The 15605-nt window shown below is 35.1% G+C and carries 15 protein-coding genes; all 15 read left to right on the top strand.

Features of this window, described 5'->3' with window-relative positions; all coding sequences use genetic code 11:
- The first annotated feature begins 102 nt into the window (after window positions 1-102).
- The 15 genes from C825_RS13875 (at window position 103) to C825_RS13805 (ending at window position 15604) form a co-directional block, all read left to right on the top strand.
- Entirely contained in the window at window positions 103-468 is a 366-nt protein-coding gene (locus C825_RS13875) for a response regulator (RefSeq protein WP_007656214.1), read from the top strand.
- A 35-nt stretch (window positions 469-503) separates the two neighbouring features.
- On the top strand, window positions 504-1685 hold the full coding sequence (locus C825_RS13870; RefSeq protein WP_010802899.1) for a sugar transferase: 1182 nt from the start codon (window positions 504-506) through the stop codon (window positions 1683-1685).
- A gap of 7 nt (window positions 1686-1692) precedes the next feature.
- The gene (locus C825_RS13865) at window positions 1693-2478 is read left to right on the top strand and encodes a TolC family protein (protein ID WP_010802898.1); all 786 of its coding nucleotides are present in this window, start codon (window positions 1693-1695) and stop codon (window positions 2476-2478) included.
- Window positions 2479-2481: 3 nt separating this feature from the next.
- Window positions 2482-3969 (top strand): GumC family protein, encoded by a 1488-nt coding sequence (locus C825_RS13860; protein ID WP_010802897.1) that lies wholly within the window; start codon window positions 2482-2484, stop codon window positions 3967-3969.
- A 40-nt stretch (window positions 3970-4009) separates the two neighbouring features.
- Entirely contained in the window at window positions 4010-4636 is a 627-nt protein-coding gene (locus C825_RS13855; protein ID WP_010802896.1) for a hypothetical protein, read from the top strand.
- Window positions 4637-4638: 2 nt separating this feature from the next.
- On the top strand, window positions 4639-6096 hold the full coding sequence (locus tag C825_RS13850) for an O-antigen ligase family protein (RefSeq protein WP_007656206.1): 1458 nt from the start codon (window positions 4639-4641) through the stop codon (window positions 6094-6096).
- 22 nt (window positions 6097-6118) lie between these two features.
- Entirely contained in the window at window positions 6119-7348 is a 1230-nt protein-coding gene (locus C825_RS13845) for a glycosyltransferase family 2 protein (RefSeq protein WP_010802895.1), read from the top strand.
- The gene (locus C825_RS13840; protein WP_010802894.1) at window positions 7332-8444 is read left to right on the top strand and encodes a glycosyltransferase family 4 protein; all 1113 of its coding nucleotides are present in this window, start codon (window positions 7332-7334) and stop codon (window positions 8442-8444) included. Before C825_RS13845 ends, C825_RS13840 begins: the two co-directional genes overlap by 17 nt.
- Window positions 8445-8453: 9 nt before the next feature.
- Window positions 8454-9077, top strand: coding sequence for an acyltransferase (locus C825_RS13835; protein ID WP_007656198.1), 624 nt, complete (start codon window positions 8454-8456; stop codon window positions 9075-9077).
- Window positions 9043-10020 (top strand): glycosyltransferase family 2 protein, encoded by a 978-nt coding sequence (locus C825_RS13830; protein ID WP_010802893.1) that lies wholly within the window; start codon window positions 9043-9045, stop codon window positions 10018-10020. Before C825_RS13835 ends, C825_RS13830 begins: the two co-directional genes overlap by 35 nt.
- A 5-nt stretch (window positions 10021-10025) precedes the next feature.
- The gene (locus tag C825_RS13825; protein ID WP_010802892.1) at window positions 10026-11471 is read left to right on the top strand and encodes a lipopolysaccharide biosynthesis protein; all 1446 of its coding nucleotides are present in this window, start codon (window positions 10026-10028) and stop codon (window positions 11469-11471) included.
- Window positions 11468-12583, top strand: a complete 1116-nt coding sequence (locus C825_RS13820; protein WP_010802891.1) for a glycosyltransferase family protein — start codon at window positions 11468-11470, stop codon at window positions 12581-12583. The genes C825_RS13825 and C825_RS13820 overlap by 4 nt, the downstream gene beginning before the upstream one ends.
- Window positions 12584-12603: 20 nt before the next feature.
- Entirely contained in the window at window positions 12604-13368 is a 765-nt protein-coding gene (locus C825_RS13815; RefSeq protein ID WP_007656188.1) for a class I SAM-dependent methyltransferase, read from the top strand.
- Between the two features lie 180 nt (window positions 13369-13548).
- Window positions 13549-14724: a glycosyltransferase family 2 protein gene (locus tag C825_RS13810; RefSeq protein ID WP_010802890.1), complete on the top strand. Its 1176-nt coding sequence runs from the start codon at window positions 13549-13551 to the stop codon at window positions 14722-14724.
- Entirely contained in the window at window positions 14717-15604 is an 888-nt protein-coding gene (locus tag C825_RS13805; protein WP_010802889.1) for a glycosyltransferase family 2 protein, read from the top strand. Before C825_RS13810 ends, C825_RS13805 begins: the two co-directional genes overlap by 8 nt.
- Window position 15605: the final 1 nt, after the last annotated feature.

Raw genomic sequence — 15605 nt, 5'->3', positions numbered from 1 at the left:
ACTATTCTCCTATAAAAACCTTTGATTTTTATACGTTTTATTAAATAATTATTTTAATTTTGTGCATTGAAGCAAATAAAAACAGCACTAGTATATAAAAACATGAAACAGTCAATTCTATTGGTTGATGATAAGCCGGAGATAGCAAAGATTATAATGCTTTATTTATCTTCTCTATATGACGTCACATATAGAGAAAATCCGATTAAAGCTATAGCCTGGCTTAATGAAGGAAATATTCCTGACGGAGTGATATCCGATTTGAATATGCCCGAAATGAGTGGAGAAGAATTCTTATGTTATCTAAAGGCGAATGCTCTTTTTAATCACATTCCGGTATTGATTCTGTCAAGCGTTGAAAGTAGCGCGAACAGAATACGTCTTTTTGAAGAAGGGGCAGAAGATTTTATTCTGAAACCTTTTAATCCTGAAGAATTAAGGGTTCGGGTAAAAAGACTTTTGAGATAAATAACTAAACGCTAGGGTAAATAACAACATTTTGTATGGAATATATCTTTTGGGGACATAATATTCCTCTTGCCGCTCACTTACGTGAAACTTTGCAATGCAAAATCATCGAATGTATCACCTTCCAGCAGATAAAATCTTGTCTGTCCAGTATTGAATACATTGATTTTTGTGTTTTTATGGAGAGGTCCGATATGGCAACAGATATACCAACTATTGCCCAACTGCATAAGTTATATCCTACCCTATACATTATTTTAATCAGTGAAACGTTAAGTAAGGAAGAGAAAATTCCTTATCTGAGAGCCGGCACTGATTGCATGATATCAAAGAACACCTCCAAGGATGATTTGCAGAAATTATTTTCTGTCATTATTGATTTCAAAGAAAAGGAAAAAGCCAGAAAAGATAATCAGATATCATCTTTGACAGAATTCAGACTTCCTTTATGGAAACGAACATTCGATATCCTGGCTTCGGGGTCAGCTATTCTTTGTTTATCCCCGATACTTATTCTGACGGCATTAGCTATTCGTACCGAAAGTAATGGAAAGATTGTATATAAATCGAAACGTGTAGGCAGCAACTATAAGATTTTTGACTTTTACAAGTTCCGTTCCATGTATTCGGATGCTGATAAACGGCTGGCTGAGTATCAGCAATTAAATCAGTATACCAAAAATATAGCCGAAGAAGAGTCTTTAAACTCTTCTTCGGCTGCTGAGATATCTCAGCAATCCTGTTCCAGCGAACAGAAACAAGAACAGGAACAGGATATACTTTTATTTTCGGACAACCTAAGTACCTCCGAAAATAACTACCTAAAAACTAAACGAACCGAACGTTCTAATGCCTTCTTCAAACTGGAAAACGACCCACGAATCACTCGCGTCGGTCATTTCATTCGAAAATATAGTATTGATGAACTTCCGCAATTATTCAACATCCTAAAAGGTGATATGTCTGTTGTAGGAAACCGTCCTCTCCCCCTTTACGAAGCCGAATTGCTTACAAGCGACGAATATGTGCAACGTTTCATGGGTCCTGCCGGACTGACCGGACTCTGGCAAGTTGAAAAACGGGGTGGTGCAGGAAAAATGTCTGCCGAAGAGCGGAAACAACTGGATATCAAGTACGCAAAAGAGTTTTCTTTCCGTATGGATATGAGGATCATTATTAAAACGTTCACAGCGTTTATCCAAAAGGAGGATGTATAAATATCTGATGAAAAATATTCTCATTATATTGTTACTGATAAATACGTCTTACTGTTTCTGTCAAAAAAAGAAAAGCAACTATTTTGACAAAGCTACAACAGTAGAAGTAACAGCCATGGTCAATGCAGATTCTATACAGGCCATGTTAGACGACTATGAACGGGTTCAACTTCCTCCTCTTTCTGTTTTCTTACAATCTGTTTACGATCATCCTTCAATAAAGATATATGAAGCCAAACGGGAAGAAGCTAATGCTGAAATGAAAGTGTCAAGGAGAGAATGGCTAAACTATTTCAGGATATACGGACAATACCAATACGGAAGAATCGTGCAATTATCATCAACAGAAACAGTTGATGATCCTTTACTTATGACAAGTCTAGGAAGTAATAAAAGCACTTATAGCGCAGGACTATCCATATCAATACCTTTCGGCGATTTGGCCAGCCGCAAGCAAAAGATAAGAGCCAAGAAAGCACATTTCCGCCAACTGGATTACGAATATGAGATGTCAATAGAAGAACGAAAATTAAAAATATTGGAAGCTTATAATAATGTATTACAATCTTTAGCTACCCTGAAAGCTAAATCAGATGCTGCTGCATTATATAATGCCCAAATGAAAATATCCGAACAAGACTTCATTAACGGAAAAATTGGTATCGGAGAACTCTCTATAGAGAAAGGAAGACGTACTAATGCAATCATCCTTTATCAGGAAGGACGAACAGCTTTACATAATGCTGTCACTCTACTAGAGATGCTCACAAATGTAAAGATCATAAACAGATAACTTATGGATATCACACTCTATATATCCCGTTTTCTACATCGCATTCGCTATCAACTAATATTAGGAACGTTAGTTGTCACAGCGTTAGTTGCATACTTTACACAGTTCATGCAAAAAAAATATACCGTGAGTACATCTATCTATACTGGCATTACATCCAATACCGGATTAGAGAGTGAAAGTAAACCGGATTGGATGAGTGTAAACAATACTTTCGATAATCTAGTAAATCTGACTAAGTCAAAAGGAACTTTAGAAACCGTATCAATGAAATTATTAGCATTGAATCTTATTAATGGAGATCCCAATATAGATAATAAATATATTACAGCCAAAAACTATCAGAACCTGGTTAGTTTTGTTCCTAAAGAAGTCCTGAATTTAATTGATAAAGATTCTTTTAAGAAAACGATAATTAATCTTGAGAAATACAAACAAAGTGATACGCATAATTTCTTGTATAAGCTATTTAACGGATTCACTCCTTATTATAGTTATAATGCATTATCCCAAATCATTGTAAAACGCCTGGGGAATAGCGACTTGATTGATATTGCTTACACATCTACGGACCCTGGTATCACATTAACAACTGTGAAACTCCTTAGTGAAGAGTTACGCTTTTCATATAATCAATTAAAATATAAAACTGCTGACGACATCGTAAAATATTACGAAGCCGAGCAAAAGAGATTACGAAGTCAATTAAACAATCTCGAAAACGAACTTACGGATTACAATATCAAGAATAGCGTAATAAATTATCAGGAACAAACAAAAGCTATTGCCGGTTCATTTTCAGATTTTGAGAATCGCTATGAAGAAGTAATTCGCAGAATCAATAGTTCTTCACAATTACTTGAAGGCCTTGAACAATACATGCGAGTTCGCGTCAAGTTAGTACAAGCTAACGACGAGTTTATCAAAGCCTTAGAAGAAATATCTAAAATAAATGGAAAAATAACGGAAATAGAAATATTTACAACGGAAGATACTCAAAATGACGATCCAGAATTATTGAAATACAAAAATGATTTAAAGAATGCAGAGAAAAAAGTAGCAACACTGACAGAACAAATCAATAATTATAAAGAAAGTAAGGAAGGTATTTCTATTGATGGATTAGTCAATGAGTGGTTGGCACAAACCATTATCAACATCAAAGCAAAAGCTGAATTGAAGATATTAGACCAAAGGAAAAAAGAATTCACTGAACAATATAAGACATATTCTCCTGTAGGAACCCAGATAAACAGACAAGAGCGTGAAATACATGTGACAGAAGAAGCTTATTTGCAGGTGTTACATGCCCTGAATATGGCAAAAATGAAACAAAAGAATTTGCAATTAACTACTGCAACATTGAACACAATATCAGAACCGACATTCCCTCTTTTCAGTGATAAAAGCAAACGAATGTTGTTAATCATAGCTGCGTTTGCCGGTAGTATAATATTCATTATCGGTCTGAATTTAATCGTAGAATTATAGAACTCTACGAGATGCAGAACGTGCCCGCAGACTTACTAAAATGAATGTTTTAGGCGCTTTCACGGGTAACCAGCAATTAAAATACAGAGGATTTATAAAAGCTTGTAACAGAATATCTGCAGCCTATACGCATAATCGATTTATTCAACACATGAAAAAAGGAAAAACCTTTCATATTAATATACTAAGTATAGAAAGAAAAGAAGGGAAAAGTTTTGTTTGCCAATATTTATTAGAATATTGGAAAGAAATCGGATTCAATGTCAAATATCTGGTAGCGGGAATAGATTTCCCAATTGATGCAACATATCTATCTTCAGGAGAAATAAGTTCCTACATAGAAGACTATGATCAAATGGATATTCTCCTATTGGAATATCCTTCTATTAAAGATAATAGTCTGCCGATTTGTCTATTAAATAAAGCAGATGTAAACCTTTTAATAGCTAATGCCCATAGAGTATGGAAGAATAGTGATGAAGAATTTGTGAAATATCTAATGGACATGGCTCAAGACAAGCCGTTATTCCTTTATTTAAATAATGCAAGCCGTGAAGCTGTAGAAGATTTTACAGGTCAATTGCCTCCGGAAACTTCTATACGTTCATTTTCCAATCGTATTATATATATGGGATTAACCGCAAGAAACTCTGCTATAAAGGAATAAGTATGAATAACAGTAATTACATACCAGTTGAAACTCGTTCAATAAAGCTTCTCTATCTTATTATATTGATAGGGCTGGTTGGTATTCTCATGGCTTTATTATCCATGAATATGGTACTTTTTGCAGGAATTACAGCACTTCCACTAATATGTATCGCAGGAATCCTAATCTTAAGATATCCTCAGTTAATGTTATTCATAATCTTTACTATCAATTATTTCATTTTGGGGATCACCCGTTATATGCCTATAGAAGGAATAAGTATAATCATGGATATTTTATATGTACTTACCCTTGTACTTATTTTTGTGCATAGTGCACTCTATCATAATATAGAATGGAAAAGAAGCTTCCACATTCTAAGTGCATTATCAGCATTATGGGCCTTCTATTGCATTTTGGAAGTGATGAATCCAAGTGCAGTATTTGAAGGGTGGATTTTATCTAGAGGGTTAATCATTAACGGACTAATTATAACAATTCTTACCTCACTACTATGTACCAGATACAAAACATTGAAAGTTCTTTTATTTACATTTTCATTATTCACTATATTGGCCATATTAAAAACCTTTATGCAAAAATATTTTGGTTTTGATACCTATGAAACCCGATGGCTCAACAATGGAGGTGCAACGACCCATATAATTCATTCCGGTATACGTTATTTCTCCTTCTTCACAGATGCGAGTAACATGGGATCCAATATGGGAGGTGCTGGTATTATTTTTGGTATAACATCTTTGTATATGAAAAATAAAACTTTCAAGATTTATTACGCAAGCGTAGCTATTGCTTCTTTGTATACAATGATGCTTTCCGGTACTCGAGGGGCAATAATTGTACCACTGGCCGGATTAGCACTTTATACCGTAGTAAGCAAACAGACTCGGTCTATTTTAATTGGAACAGCTTCTTTAGTTCTGATTTACGTGTTCTTCGCTTTTACAATGATCGGTCAAAGTAATGCGACTATCAGAAGAATGAGAACAGCATTTACACCAAGTAAAGATGCTTCATATATTGTCCGTAAAGAAAACCAGAAAAGATTAAAAGAATATTTAAAATACAAACCATTCGGAGAAGGATTAGGATTATCTGGTGATGGTTTGGGTGTGAAAGTATCCAGACGTTTTACAACATCTATTCCTACTGATTCTTGGTATGTCAAGATATGGGTTGAAACAGGAATCATTGGTTTAATATTATATTTAGGTATGGTTTTTATTACCATAGCTCGTGGAACATGGATTTTAATGTTTAATATATATGATCCCGAACTAAAAGGGATACTGACAGGATGGCTATGTGCTATATTCGGTATGTTTTTAAGTGCATATGGAAATTCATTTTGGGGACAATTCCCCACGATGGTTATAGTATTCATGGGTATGAGTTTCATTTTAAACGGAAAATATTTTGATAAGGAACTCAGTGATAAAATCAAAAATTATTCATAAACCGACTAGTTGATAATAAAACATGATAGAACTATTATTTAGCTTAAAAAATAACTGGATAGATCAACAGGAGTATTTATTTCTGCTTATAGATGCTGTTTTGTTTTTACTTTTCCTTATAGCAGTCTTATATCTATTCATTTTTGCAGCCTATTCTAAAAAAAAGGCTGTCTATTCTTATCCTAAAGCAAATAAGAAACACAGATATGTCATATTGTTCCCAGCCTATATGGAAGATGATGTGATTGTCGATTCTGTACAATCGTTTTTCAAGCAGGATTATCCAAGAGAGTTATATGATGTGATCGTGATATCTGATCAAATGCGAGAAGATACAATCGCCAGATTGGAGGGAACAACAGCAATGGTGACCCAAATATCTGATCCGAGAAGTACTAAGATCTATGCATTACAAAAAGCGATCGAATACATAGAAGACAACAAATTATCTTATGATATGGTAGTTGTACTCGATGCGGATAATGTAGTAAATCCTCATTTCCTAGATAAAATAAACGATGCCTTCTATTCCGGATGCTTGGCAATACAAACACATAGAGTTGCTAAGAACCGGGATACAAACACGGCTGTATTAGACGCTGTCAGTGAAGAAATTAATAACTCTATTTTTAGAAAAGGACATACACGCCTTGGATTTTCTTCCGGTTTAAGTGGGTCAGGAATGGCTTTCGAATATGATCTATTCAAAAAGATGATCCAGGATATTGATGAAATAGGCGAAGACAAACACATGGAACGCAAATTACTTTTACAAAATATATATATTGAATATCTGGAAGATGTCTATACCTATGATGAAAAAGTAAGAGATAAAAAAGAATTTTACAACCAACGACGCCGTTGGTTAGCGACTCAATTCAATAATCTGTTTTCAGGGATCTCTCAATTACCCGGAGCGATGTTGAGCGGGAAATGGGATTATTGTGATAAGCTATTCCAATGGATGATACCCCCCCGTATTTTGTTGTTAGGATTCGTTATCCTTATCGCTTGTTTTTTAACTATTATAAATATATTTCTATCAATTAAATGGTGGGGATTATTACTTTTCATTGGTATAACCTTCAGTTTAGCAGTTCCCGATTATCTGGTTGATAAGCAGTTTAAAAAGGCAATCATCAGTTTGCCAATTCTGTTTTTTCTTATGTTTCTAAACCTTTTCCGGTTAAGAGGAGGAAGCAAAAAATTTATCCATACTAAACACTCTGTAAAATATGAAAATAGCCATTGAAGCTCAACGTATATTCCGTTCTAATAAACATGGAATGGACTTCGTTGCTTTAGAAAGCATACGGGAATTACAAAAAATAGATAAAGAGAATGAGTATTATATTTTTGTAAGTCCGGGAGATGATCGCTGTCTGGAGGAGACTCCCAATATGCATATCATAGAAGTCAACTGTCCTACATATCCACTTTGGGAGCAGATTGCCTTACCTCGTGCCGTAGCAAAGATAAAAGCAGATTTACTACATTGTACAAGTAACACAGCTCCTATTTATTGCCCGGTACCCTTGATACTGACACTACATGATATTATATTTTTAGAACCGCGGCAAAGCGGAAATAAATCGTGGTATCAAAATATGGGATGGTATTATCGTCGCTGGATCGTTCCTCGCATTCTCCCCCAATGCAAAAAGATCATCACAGTCTCCAATTTTGAATGTAACCGTATTAAAAAGGCATTACATCTTTGTGAGAATCAGATAACGGCAATATACAATGGCTATAATCAGCATTTCCATCCAATACCTGATGTAGCATCTGTTACAGAAAAATATATAGCAGGTCAAGAGTATCTTTTCTTTTTAGGAAATACTGATCCTAAAAAAAATGTGCCACGCACATTAAAGGCTTATAGTATCTACTTAAAGAAGTCAGAGAAAAAACGTCCTCTACTGATTGCCGACTTAAAAGAAGACAAGCTAGATATTATACTTAAAGAACAAGGAATAGAAGAGATCAAACCTTATCTCTCCTATCCGGGATACATTCCCAACAAGGATTTGGCTTATTTATATAATGGAGCATATGCTTTTCTATATACATCACTCCGGGAAAGTTTTGGTATCCCTATGCTTGAAGCAATGGCTTGCGGCACACCTGTAATTGCGGGAAATACTTCTGCCATGCCGGAAATTGCAGGTGAAAAAGGAATACTGGCAGATCCATTCAATGAAGAAGATATTGCAAATAAATTACTCTTATTAGAGAATGATCATCAATATTATGTCGGACAAGTCGATTACGGATTACAACGAGTAAATAAATTCTCCTGGAAGAGTACAGCTTTATCTTTATTAAAAATCTATCGGAATATATAGGATAAAATTATGAATAGTAGTCTTAAAAAAAAAATAAAACAAAATGAGACACTAAAACATTTCATTTTGTTTTTAATATCATCTCCTAAAAATCCGAGGCCCAGACTTTGGGTTAAATGGTTTGTGAATCCTTTTTTGCATAAAAAAGGAAAAGGGGCTGTTATCAGAAGAAATCGGTCAAGAATAGATGTGTTTCCCTGGAATCAATTTGTTGTTGGTACAGATTCTTTAGTAGAAGACTTTACTACCATAAATAATGGTGCAGGAGATGTTATTATTGGAAATAATGCCAGAATAGGCATAGGATCTGTAGTTATCGGTCCGGCAAAGCTAGGGGATAAAGTTGGCTTGGGACAACATGTATTCATCTCAGGTTTTAACCACGGATATGAAGACGGTACTTGCGACTCCAATGAACAGCCTCTTGTAAAAAAAGAAGTTGTGATTGATAATGATTCGCATATAGGAGCAAACTCAGTCGTTGTAGCCGGAGTGCATATTGGAAAAAGGTGTCAAATCGGTGCAGGAAGTGTTGTTACCAAAGACATACCGGATTTCTGTATTGCTGTGGGAAACCCTGCAAAAATCATAAAAAGATATGATCCAAATATACAAAAGTGGATCAAAATATAACATGAATCCAATGTCAAACTCTATGGTTAGCATTATAATACCAGTATATAACACTGAAGAGTTCGTGGAAGAGGCCGTCAGGTCTATCATGAATCAAACCCTACAGGATATAGAAATCATTATTATAAATGATGGTTCTACAGATAACTCTTTATCCATAATCCGAAAATTAGCAAATGAAGATGACCGAATACAGATCTATAGCAGAGAAAATAAAGGTTTGTCCGCTACTCGTAATCAAGGAATTTATTTAGCTAAAGGGAAATATCTATATTTCATGGATAGCGATGACTATCTTGAACCTGACGCTTTGGAGTCATGTTTTCTCAAATGTGAGAAAAATGCTTTAGATTTTATTTTTTTCGATGCCAATATTCTTAACAAGGAGGCAGATTTCGATATCAACATTAATTATCAACGTAAAGATTGTACTAATCCTGATATATTGTATGATGGCATACAATTATTTACGCTCTTAATTGAAAACAGTAAATATACTCCGTCTGCTTGCTTAAATTTTATAAATACTAAGTTTCTGAAAGAAATAAATCTTCTTTTTCTTCCCGGCATTATCCATGAAGATCAGTTATTCAGTACTCTATTATATTTACAGTCAAATCGAGTGATGTGTATACACAAAGATTTTTTTAAGAGAAGACTTCGCTGTGACTCCATTATGACACGTAAATTCTCTTTAAAAAACATAGATAGTTATTTTATCATTACAGATAGATTATTTACTTATGCCTCTGAACATACAGAAACACGGTATATAGTTGATAAACATTTGTCTAAAATGTTGAATGCAGCCGTATGGTTATCTTACAAAATGCCTTTTAAAGATCGCTTATACATAGCAAGACGCTGTATCAAAGACTACAAAAGGTATGTCTCCGGAAAAAACATCCTTATTTTACTGTTTAAATCATTCTTAAAAAAATAGATTACATGTCTTCCACAAAGAAAGAACTTCTATCCGGTGTTTTTTATACGGCAATAGCTAAATATTCAGGAATAATAATATCCTTAGTAATAGCCGGGATACTAGCTCGTCTCATTGAGCCGGAAGATTTTGGCGTAGTAGCAATTGCAACAGTTATTATTTCTTTTTTTGGTATATTCAGCGATCTTGGAATAGCACCGGCAATCATACAAAATAAAGAATTATCCGAAAATGATCTCAGCAATATCTTTTCCTTTACCCTTTGGTTGGGTATTGGTATCTCTATGATTTTTTTCTTATGCTCATGGCCAATCTCCCATTTTTACGAAAGCGATACGTTATTAAGCATCTGTCAACTACTGTCACTGAACTTATTCTTCGCCTCTGCCAACATCGTACCAAATGCATTGTTATTCAAAGGAAAAGAATTTAAATTCATAGCATATCGTAGTTTAACAATTCAAATTGCCGGAGGAAGTTTAGCCATAACTGCCGCTTTTATGGGAGCCGGACTATATGCATTAATCATTAATCCTATATTGTCCAGTATATTACTATTTCTCATATCTTTTCAGAAAAAACCACAGAAGTTATCCGGTACATGGGGGATTCAATCCATGAAAAAAATTCTTAGCTTCTCTACTTATCAATTTATGTTCAATGTAATCAATTATTTCAGTCGGAATTTAGATAAATTGCTGATAGGAAAATATATGAATATGGTTTCATTAGGATATTATGAAAAATCATACCGTCTCATGATGTTGCCTCTTCAGAATATCACACATGTCATATCCCCGGTTATGCATCCTATATTCGCAGACTTTCAAAACGATTTGTCCAGGCTTTCAGATTCATATAATAAAGTAGTTCGTTTCCTGGCTTTTATTGGATTCCCCTTATCTGTGTTATTATGGTTTTGCTCTCGGGAAATAATCCTGATTATCTTTGGTGAACAATGGATGCCTTCTGTTCCTGTCTTTCAAATACTATCTATATCAGTCGGTATACAAGTAATCCTTTCTACCTCCGGATCCATTTTTCAAGCAGCAAATGATACTAAAAGTTTATTTATTTGTGGGGTATTCTCTACTCTGCTCAATATCATAGGAATATTAACCGGAATATTTTTTTTCAAGACATTAGAAGCTGTAGCATGGTGTATATCCCTTACATTTACAATAAACTTTGTACAATGTTATATCTGGATGTACAAAATCACCTTTAAACAAGATCTTCAGACATTTTGGAAGCAATTCGTCTCTCCCATTTTGCTTACAGGAATATTAATTGTTTGCATATTACCTATATATTATGTGTCGGACAAATATCCTATATACATCAGTCTATTATTAAAAGGCTGCATATCCGCAATAGTCTATGTAGCATACTTACAAATAAAAGGAGAATATGATATTATCAATCTGATTAAATCTAAAATTAAAAGATGAAAGCCCTATTCCTCGTATATCATGGTTTCAGTGAAACAAATGGTATCAGTAAAAAAATACATTATCAGGTAGATGCATTAAAGGCCTGTGGTTTAGATGTACAAACCTGTTATCTGAGCGAGTCCGATGGAAACAAATACAGGATGATCGATAATGCCATTTTATGTGATTATGGACGGGGAATAAAAGGAAAACTACTAAAACGGATTGAGTTCAATTCAATCGCAGATTATGCAATTAATGAAGGTATTCGTTTCGTATATATCCGTTCAGATCATAATGCCAACCCGTTTACGATCAAAATGGTAAAAAAAATGCGTAAAGCGGACATTCGTGTTGTTATGGAAATTCCGACTTACCCCTATGATAATGAGACACCCTCTTCCGAAAGAAAACTACAACGATTTCTGGATAAGTATTTCAGGAATAGTCTAGCCAAACAATTATGCCGGATTGTTACATTTTCTGATTATAAAAGTATTTTTGGTACTTCCACAATCCAGATATCCAATGGAGTCGATTTTAACAAAATAAAATTGAAACAAAAAACAAATGACACTTCTCACGAACTCCATTTGATTGGAGTCGCAGAGATACATTACTGGCATGGATTCGACCGTCTTGTACAAGGCCTGGTTAATTATTATAAGAAAGCCCCCGATTACAAAGTGTTTTTCCACCTAGTCGGTAATTTTTTTGGGGAAAGAGAGAAAAATGATATTTTACCACTGATTGAAACAAATCATCTGGAGCCTTATATCATTCTACATGGGGCAAAACATGGTGAAGAATTAGATCAGCTTTTTGAACAATCAGATATGGCCATTGGTAGTCTGGCGCGCCATCGTAGTGGTATAACCAATATAAAAACACTTAAGAACCGGGAATATGCGGCTCGCGGCTTATCTTTCATCTATTCGGAACAAGACAGTGACTTTGAGGACAAGCCTTACATCTTAAAGGTCCCGGCAGACGAAAGTCCTATTGAAGTAAATAAAATAATAGAGTTTTACAAAAAGTTAAATCCTATCCCTTTGGAAATAAGAAGCTCTATTCTTTCACTTTCATGGGAAGCACAAATGAATAAAGTTATAAAAGCGATAGAAGAATAAATAACTAAAAAATAAAAGCTATGGGACATCGTACACCAATAGATCGTTATGATCTGAATATTAAAAAGAGTGATTATGTATTAGAAGTAGGTAGCGGGCATAATCCCAGCTATCGGGCGAATGTAATTGTTGAGAAATACATCAGCTCGAACTATCACAGAAGTGGAGAGGTAAAGATATTCCCCCACCAGAAATTTATAAATGCGGATGGCGCCAGCATGCCATTCCAGAATAAAGAATTTGATTACATTATATGTAATCAGGTTCTTGAACACACTGATGATCCTATTGGATTTGTAAAAGAGTTACAGCGTGTTGCATCAAAAGGATATCTGGAACTACCTAGTTTAGTTGGAGAGTCCTTGTTTCCTAAATTAGCCCACAAATGGGTTTGTTTGGAAATAGATGGTAAACTAGTACTATTTGAAAAGGACAAATTGCCAAGGATATACCCCGACTACGGGAGAACTTTTCTCAATTTTCTTCCGTATCAAAGTCTGGCCTTAAGAACTTTCTATTTGTCCTACCATCAGGTCAATACAGTCAGATATGAATGGAATGATACAATTGATATACTAGTCAATCCGCAAGACGAATATTACAGATCCTTTTTTGAAAAGACATGGACTGAAGAGATGCAACATAAAATTTTCCCAATTCGTTCTAAACAACAAGATGTTGCAATATCAATAAAGGTCATTATGCATTTGATAAAAACAATGATAAAAAGGAGGATATTCGTTCACAAACCAATCTCTCTGGCAGAATATAATAATAGTAAATAAAATATTGCATGGACGTAAGTTATTCATAGCAAGCCTTCTGCAAAGTCTCTTATTTGCAGAAGGCTTGCATATATAATACAAGACGCCTCTTTGCTAAAAGTTTTTTGTATCAGAGGCGATAAAAACTTATTGAAAATCAAAGTTTACTAATATTTATCTCTATTTTTGTAAAAAAAAGAAATGAATCTTATTTTAAAAATAGATATTCTACTGTTTGTTATCACTGTACTATTCACAGGATACAATCTTTTTTTCACTTTGGCCTCTTTTGTCAAAAGAAAAAAAGGAAAGACAGACCATGTTAAAACACAAAGCATTGTAGTTATCTTTGCTGCCTATAAGGAAGACCGGGTAATAAAAGAATCTGTTGAAAGTTTTATGAAGCAAGATTATCCCCGGGATAAATTTCAGGTAGTAGTGGTCTCTGATCATATGGAGGAGGCAACCAATCTCGCTTTGGGGCAATTGCCAATAACTCTTTTTACTCCTGACTTTCAAGAAAGTATGAAGCATAAATCCATATCTTATGCATTAGATCACTTGGAAGGATTTGACCGGGTTATTATTATGGACGCCGATAATATTACCGACACAGACTTCCTGACCCGCATAAACCAAGCCACACAAACAGTTAAAGTATTGCAGGCCCACAGAACCCGGAAAAATGAAAACACATCCGTTGCCGTGTGGGATGGCATTTCAGAAGAGATAAATAATACTATATTCAGAAAAGGACGTGTGAACGTCGGACTATCATCAGCTTTGATCGGCTCCGGAATGGTTTTTGATTTTGAATGGCTGAAACAACATATGCATGAGTGCAAAACCTTTGCGGAAGACAAAGAACTGGAAGCCATCCTGGCCAGAGACAACATATTCGTAGATTATAGTGATGATATATATGTATATGATGAGAAGACCGCCAGACAAGACATTCTGATCAGACAACGGTCAAGATGGTTCCATGCTCAGATTCTTGCATTTTCCCTGATAACAAAGGATTTTAATATAAGGAAGATAAATCTGTCATATATTGACAAGGTCATCCAATGGATCCCTTTCCCCAGACCAGTCCGTTTTTTGCTGATATTCCTGATGATACTCTTCTGGTCTGTCGTATCGTTTCCCGTTGCAATTAAATGGTATTGCCTGCTAATCATCAAAATAGGAACATATCTCTTAGCAATACCCCGGAATATGTACACCCAAGACTTTTTCGTCAGCATAACAAAACTACCATCAATGATGATAGCACTGTTACGCAGTTACACGGCTTCGATTTGCCGCGTAAAAAAGAAAGACATGAGTTTCAACAATACACCGCATCATATCACTAAAAAGAATAATCATGAATAAAAAAGTCTCCATAATAACTGTTAATTATAACGGGGTCACAGATACATGTGAAATGATTGAATCATTAAAACGGCATGAAAATTATCCTTACGAACTGATTGTTGTGGATAACGGTTCAGCCAGTCTGAATGATTACACTTTGTTAAAAGAAAAATATCCTGATGCAAAAGTAATACGAAACGATATAAACCTCGGATTTGCAGAAGGAAATAACATCGGCGTCAAACAGGCAACCGGTGATTACTTGTTTTTCCTGAATAACGATACGATCATTACCCGCCCTATTCTTGAGATACTGGTAAAACGGCTGGATAGTGATGAAAAAATAGGATGTGTCTCCCCTAAAACGACTTTCTGGCCGCAAAACAATAAACTGCAATATGCAGGAGCCACTCCAATGAGTTACATAACACTCCGTAACGAATTCATCGGCTACTCACAGGAAGACGACGGAAGGTTTGATGTCCCGCAGGAAACAGCCTTTGCCAATGGAGCAGCCATGATGATCCGGACGGCTGATATTCAAAAGTTCGGTTATATGAGCGAATACTATTTTTTGTATTATGAGGAACTGGATTGGTGTACCTTCATGCATAAAGCCGGATTTAGTATCTGGTATGAACCTCAGGCAGTCGTCGGACATAAAGAAAGTGCCAGTGTCGGTCTGCAAAGTCCGTTACAAGTATATTTTCATACCCGCAATCGCCTGATATTTGCCCAAAGAACATTGTCTGACCCATTTGAAAGGAAATGTTCCTATCTATATCAGCTTTTTGTTGCTTTACCTAAGCACTTTCTGATTTATTTATGCCAAGGAAAATTCAAGCTGATACTTCCTTTGCTTAAAGGAGGAATAGACGGAATCTCTTTTATCAGATAAA

This window comes from Parabacteroides sp. ASF519 (assembly GCF_000364265.2).
In the GTDB taxonomy this organism is placed as follows: domain Bacteria; phylum Bacteroidota; class Bacteroidia; order Bacteroidales; family Tannerellaceae; genus Parabacteroides; species Parabacteroides goldsteinii.
Note: the sequence above shows the minus strand (reverse complement) of the source record. Positions and strands in the feature narration are given on the sequence as shown.

What these genes read in the sequence shown, in the direction of transcription:
- C825_RS13875 (WP_007656214.1), top strand. Translation starts at nt 103, where the DNA reads ATGAAACAGTCAATTCTATTGGTTGATGATAAGCCGGAGATAGCAAAG.
- C825_RS13870 (WP_010802899.1), top strand. Translation starts at nt 504, where the DNA reads ATGGAATATATCTTTTGGGGACATAATATTCCTCTTGCCGCTCACTTA.
- C825_RS13865 (WP_010802898.1), top strand. Translation starts at nt 1,693, where the DNA reads ATGAAAAATATTCTCATTATATTGTTACTGATAAATACGTCTTACTGT.
- C825_RS13860 (WP_010802897.1), top strand. Translation starts at nt 2,482, where the DNA reads ATGGATATCACACTCTATATATCCCGTTTTCTACATCGCATTCGCTAT.
- C825_RS13855 (WP_010802896.1), top strand. Translation starts at nt 4,010, where the DNA reads ATGAATGTTTTAGGCGCTTTCACGGGTAACCAGCAATTAAAATACAGA.
- C825_RS13850 (WP_007656206.1), top strand. Translation starts at nt 4,639, where the DNA reads ATGAATAACAGTAATTACATACCAGTTGAAACTCGTTCAATAAAGCTT.
- C825_RS13845 (WP_010802895.1), top strand. Translation starts at nt 6,119, where the DNA reads ATGATAGAACTATTATTTAGCTTAAAAAATAACTGGATAGATCAACAG.
- C825_RS13840 (WP_010802894.1), top strand. Translation starts at nt 7,332, where the DNA reads ATGAAAATAGCCATTGAAGCTCAACGTATATTCCGTTCTAATAAACAT.
- C825_RS13835 (WP_007656198.1), top strand. Translation starts at nt 8,454, where the DNA reads ATGAATAGTAGTCTTAAAAAAAAAATAAAACAAAATGAGACACTAAAA.
- C825_RS13830 (WP_010802893.1), top strand. Translation starts at nt 9,043, where the DNA reads ATGATCCAAATATACAAAAGTGGATCAAAATATAACATGAATCCAATG.
- C825_RS13825 (WP_010802892.1), top strand. Translation starts at nt 10,026, where the DNA reads ATGTCTTCCACAAAGAAAGAACTTCTATCCGGTGTTTTTTATACGGCA.
- C825_RS13820 (WP_010802891.1), top strand. Translation starts at nt 11,468, where the DNA reads ATGAAAGCCCTATTCCTCGTATATCATGGTTTCAGTGAAACAAATGGT.
- C825_RS13815 (WP_007656188.1), top strand. Translation starts at nt 12,604, where the DNA reads ATGGGACATCGTACACCAATAGATCGTTATGATCTGAATATTAAAAAG.
- C825_RS13810 (WP_010802890.1), top strand. Translation starts at nt 13,549, where the DNA reads ATGAATCTTATTTTAAAAATAGATATTCTACTGTTTGTTATCACTGTA.
- C825_RS13805 (WP_010802889.1), top strand. Translation starts at nt 14,717, where the DNA reads ATGAATAAAAAAGTCTCCATAATAACTGTTAATTATAACGGGGTCACA.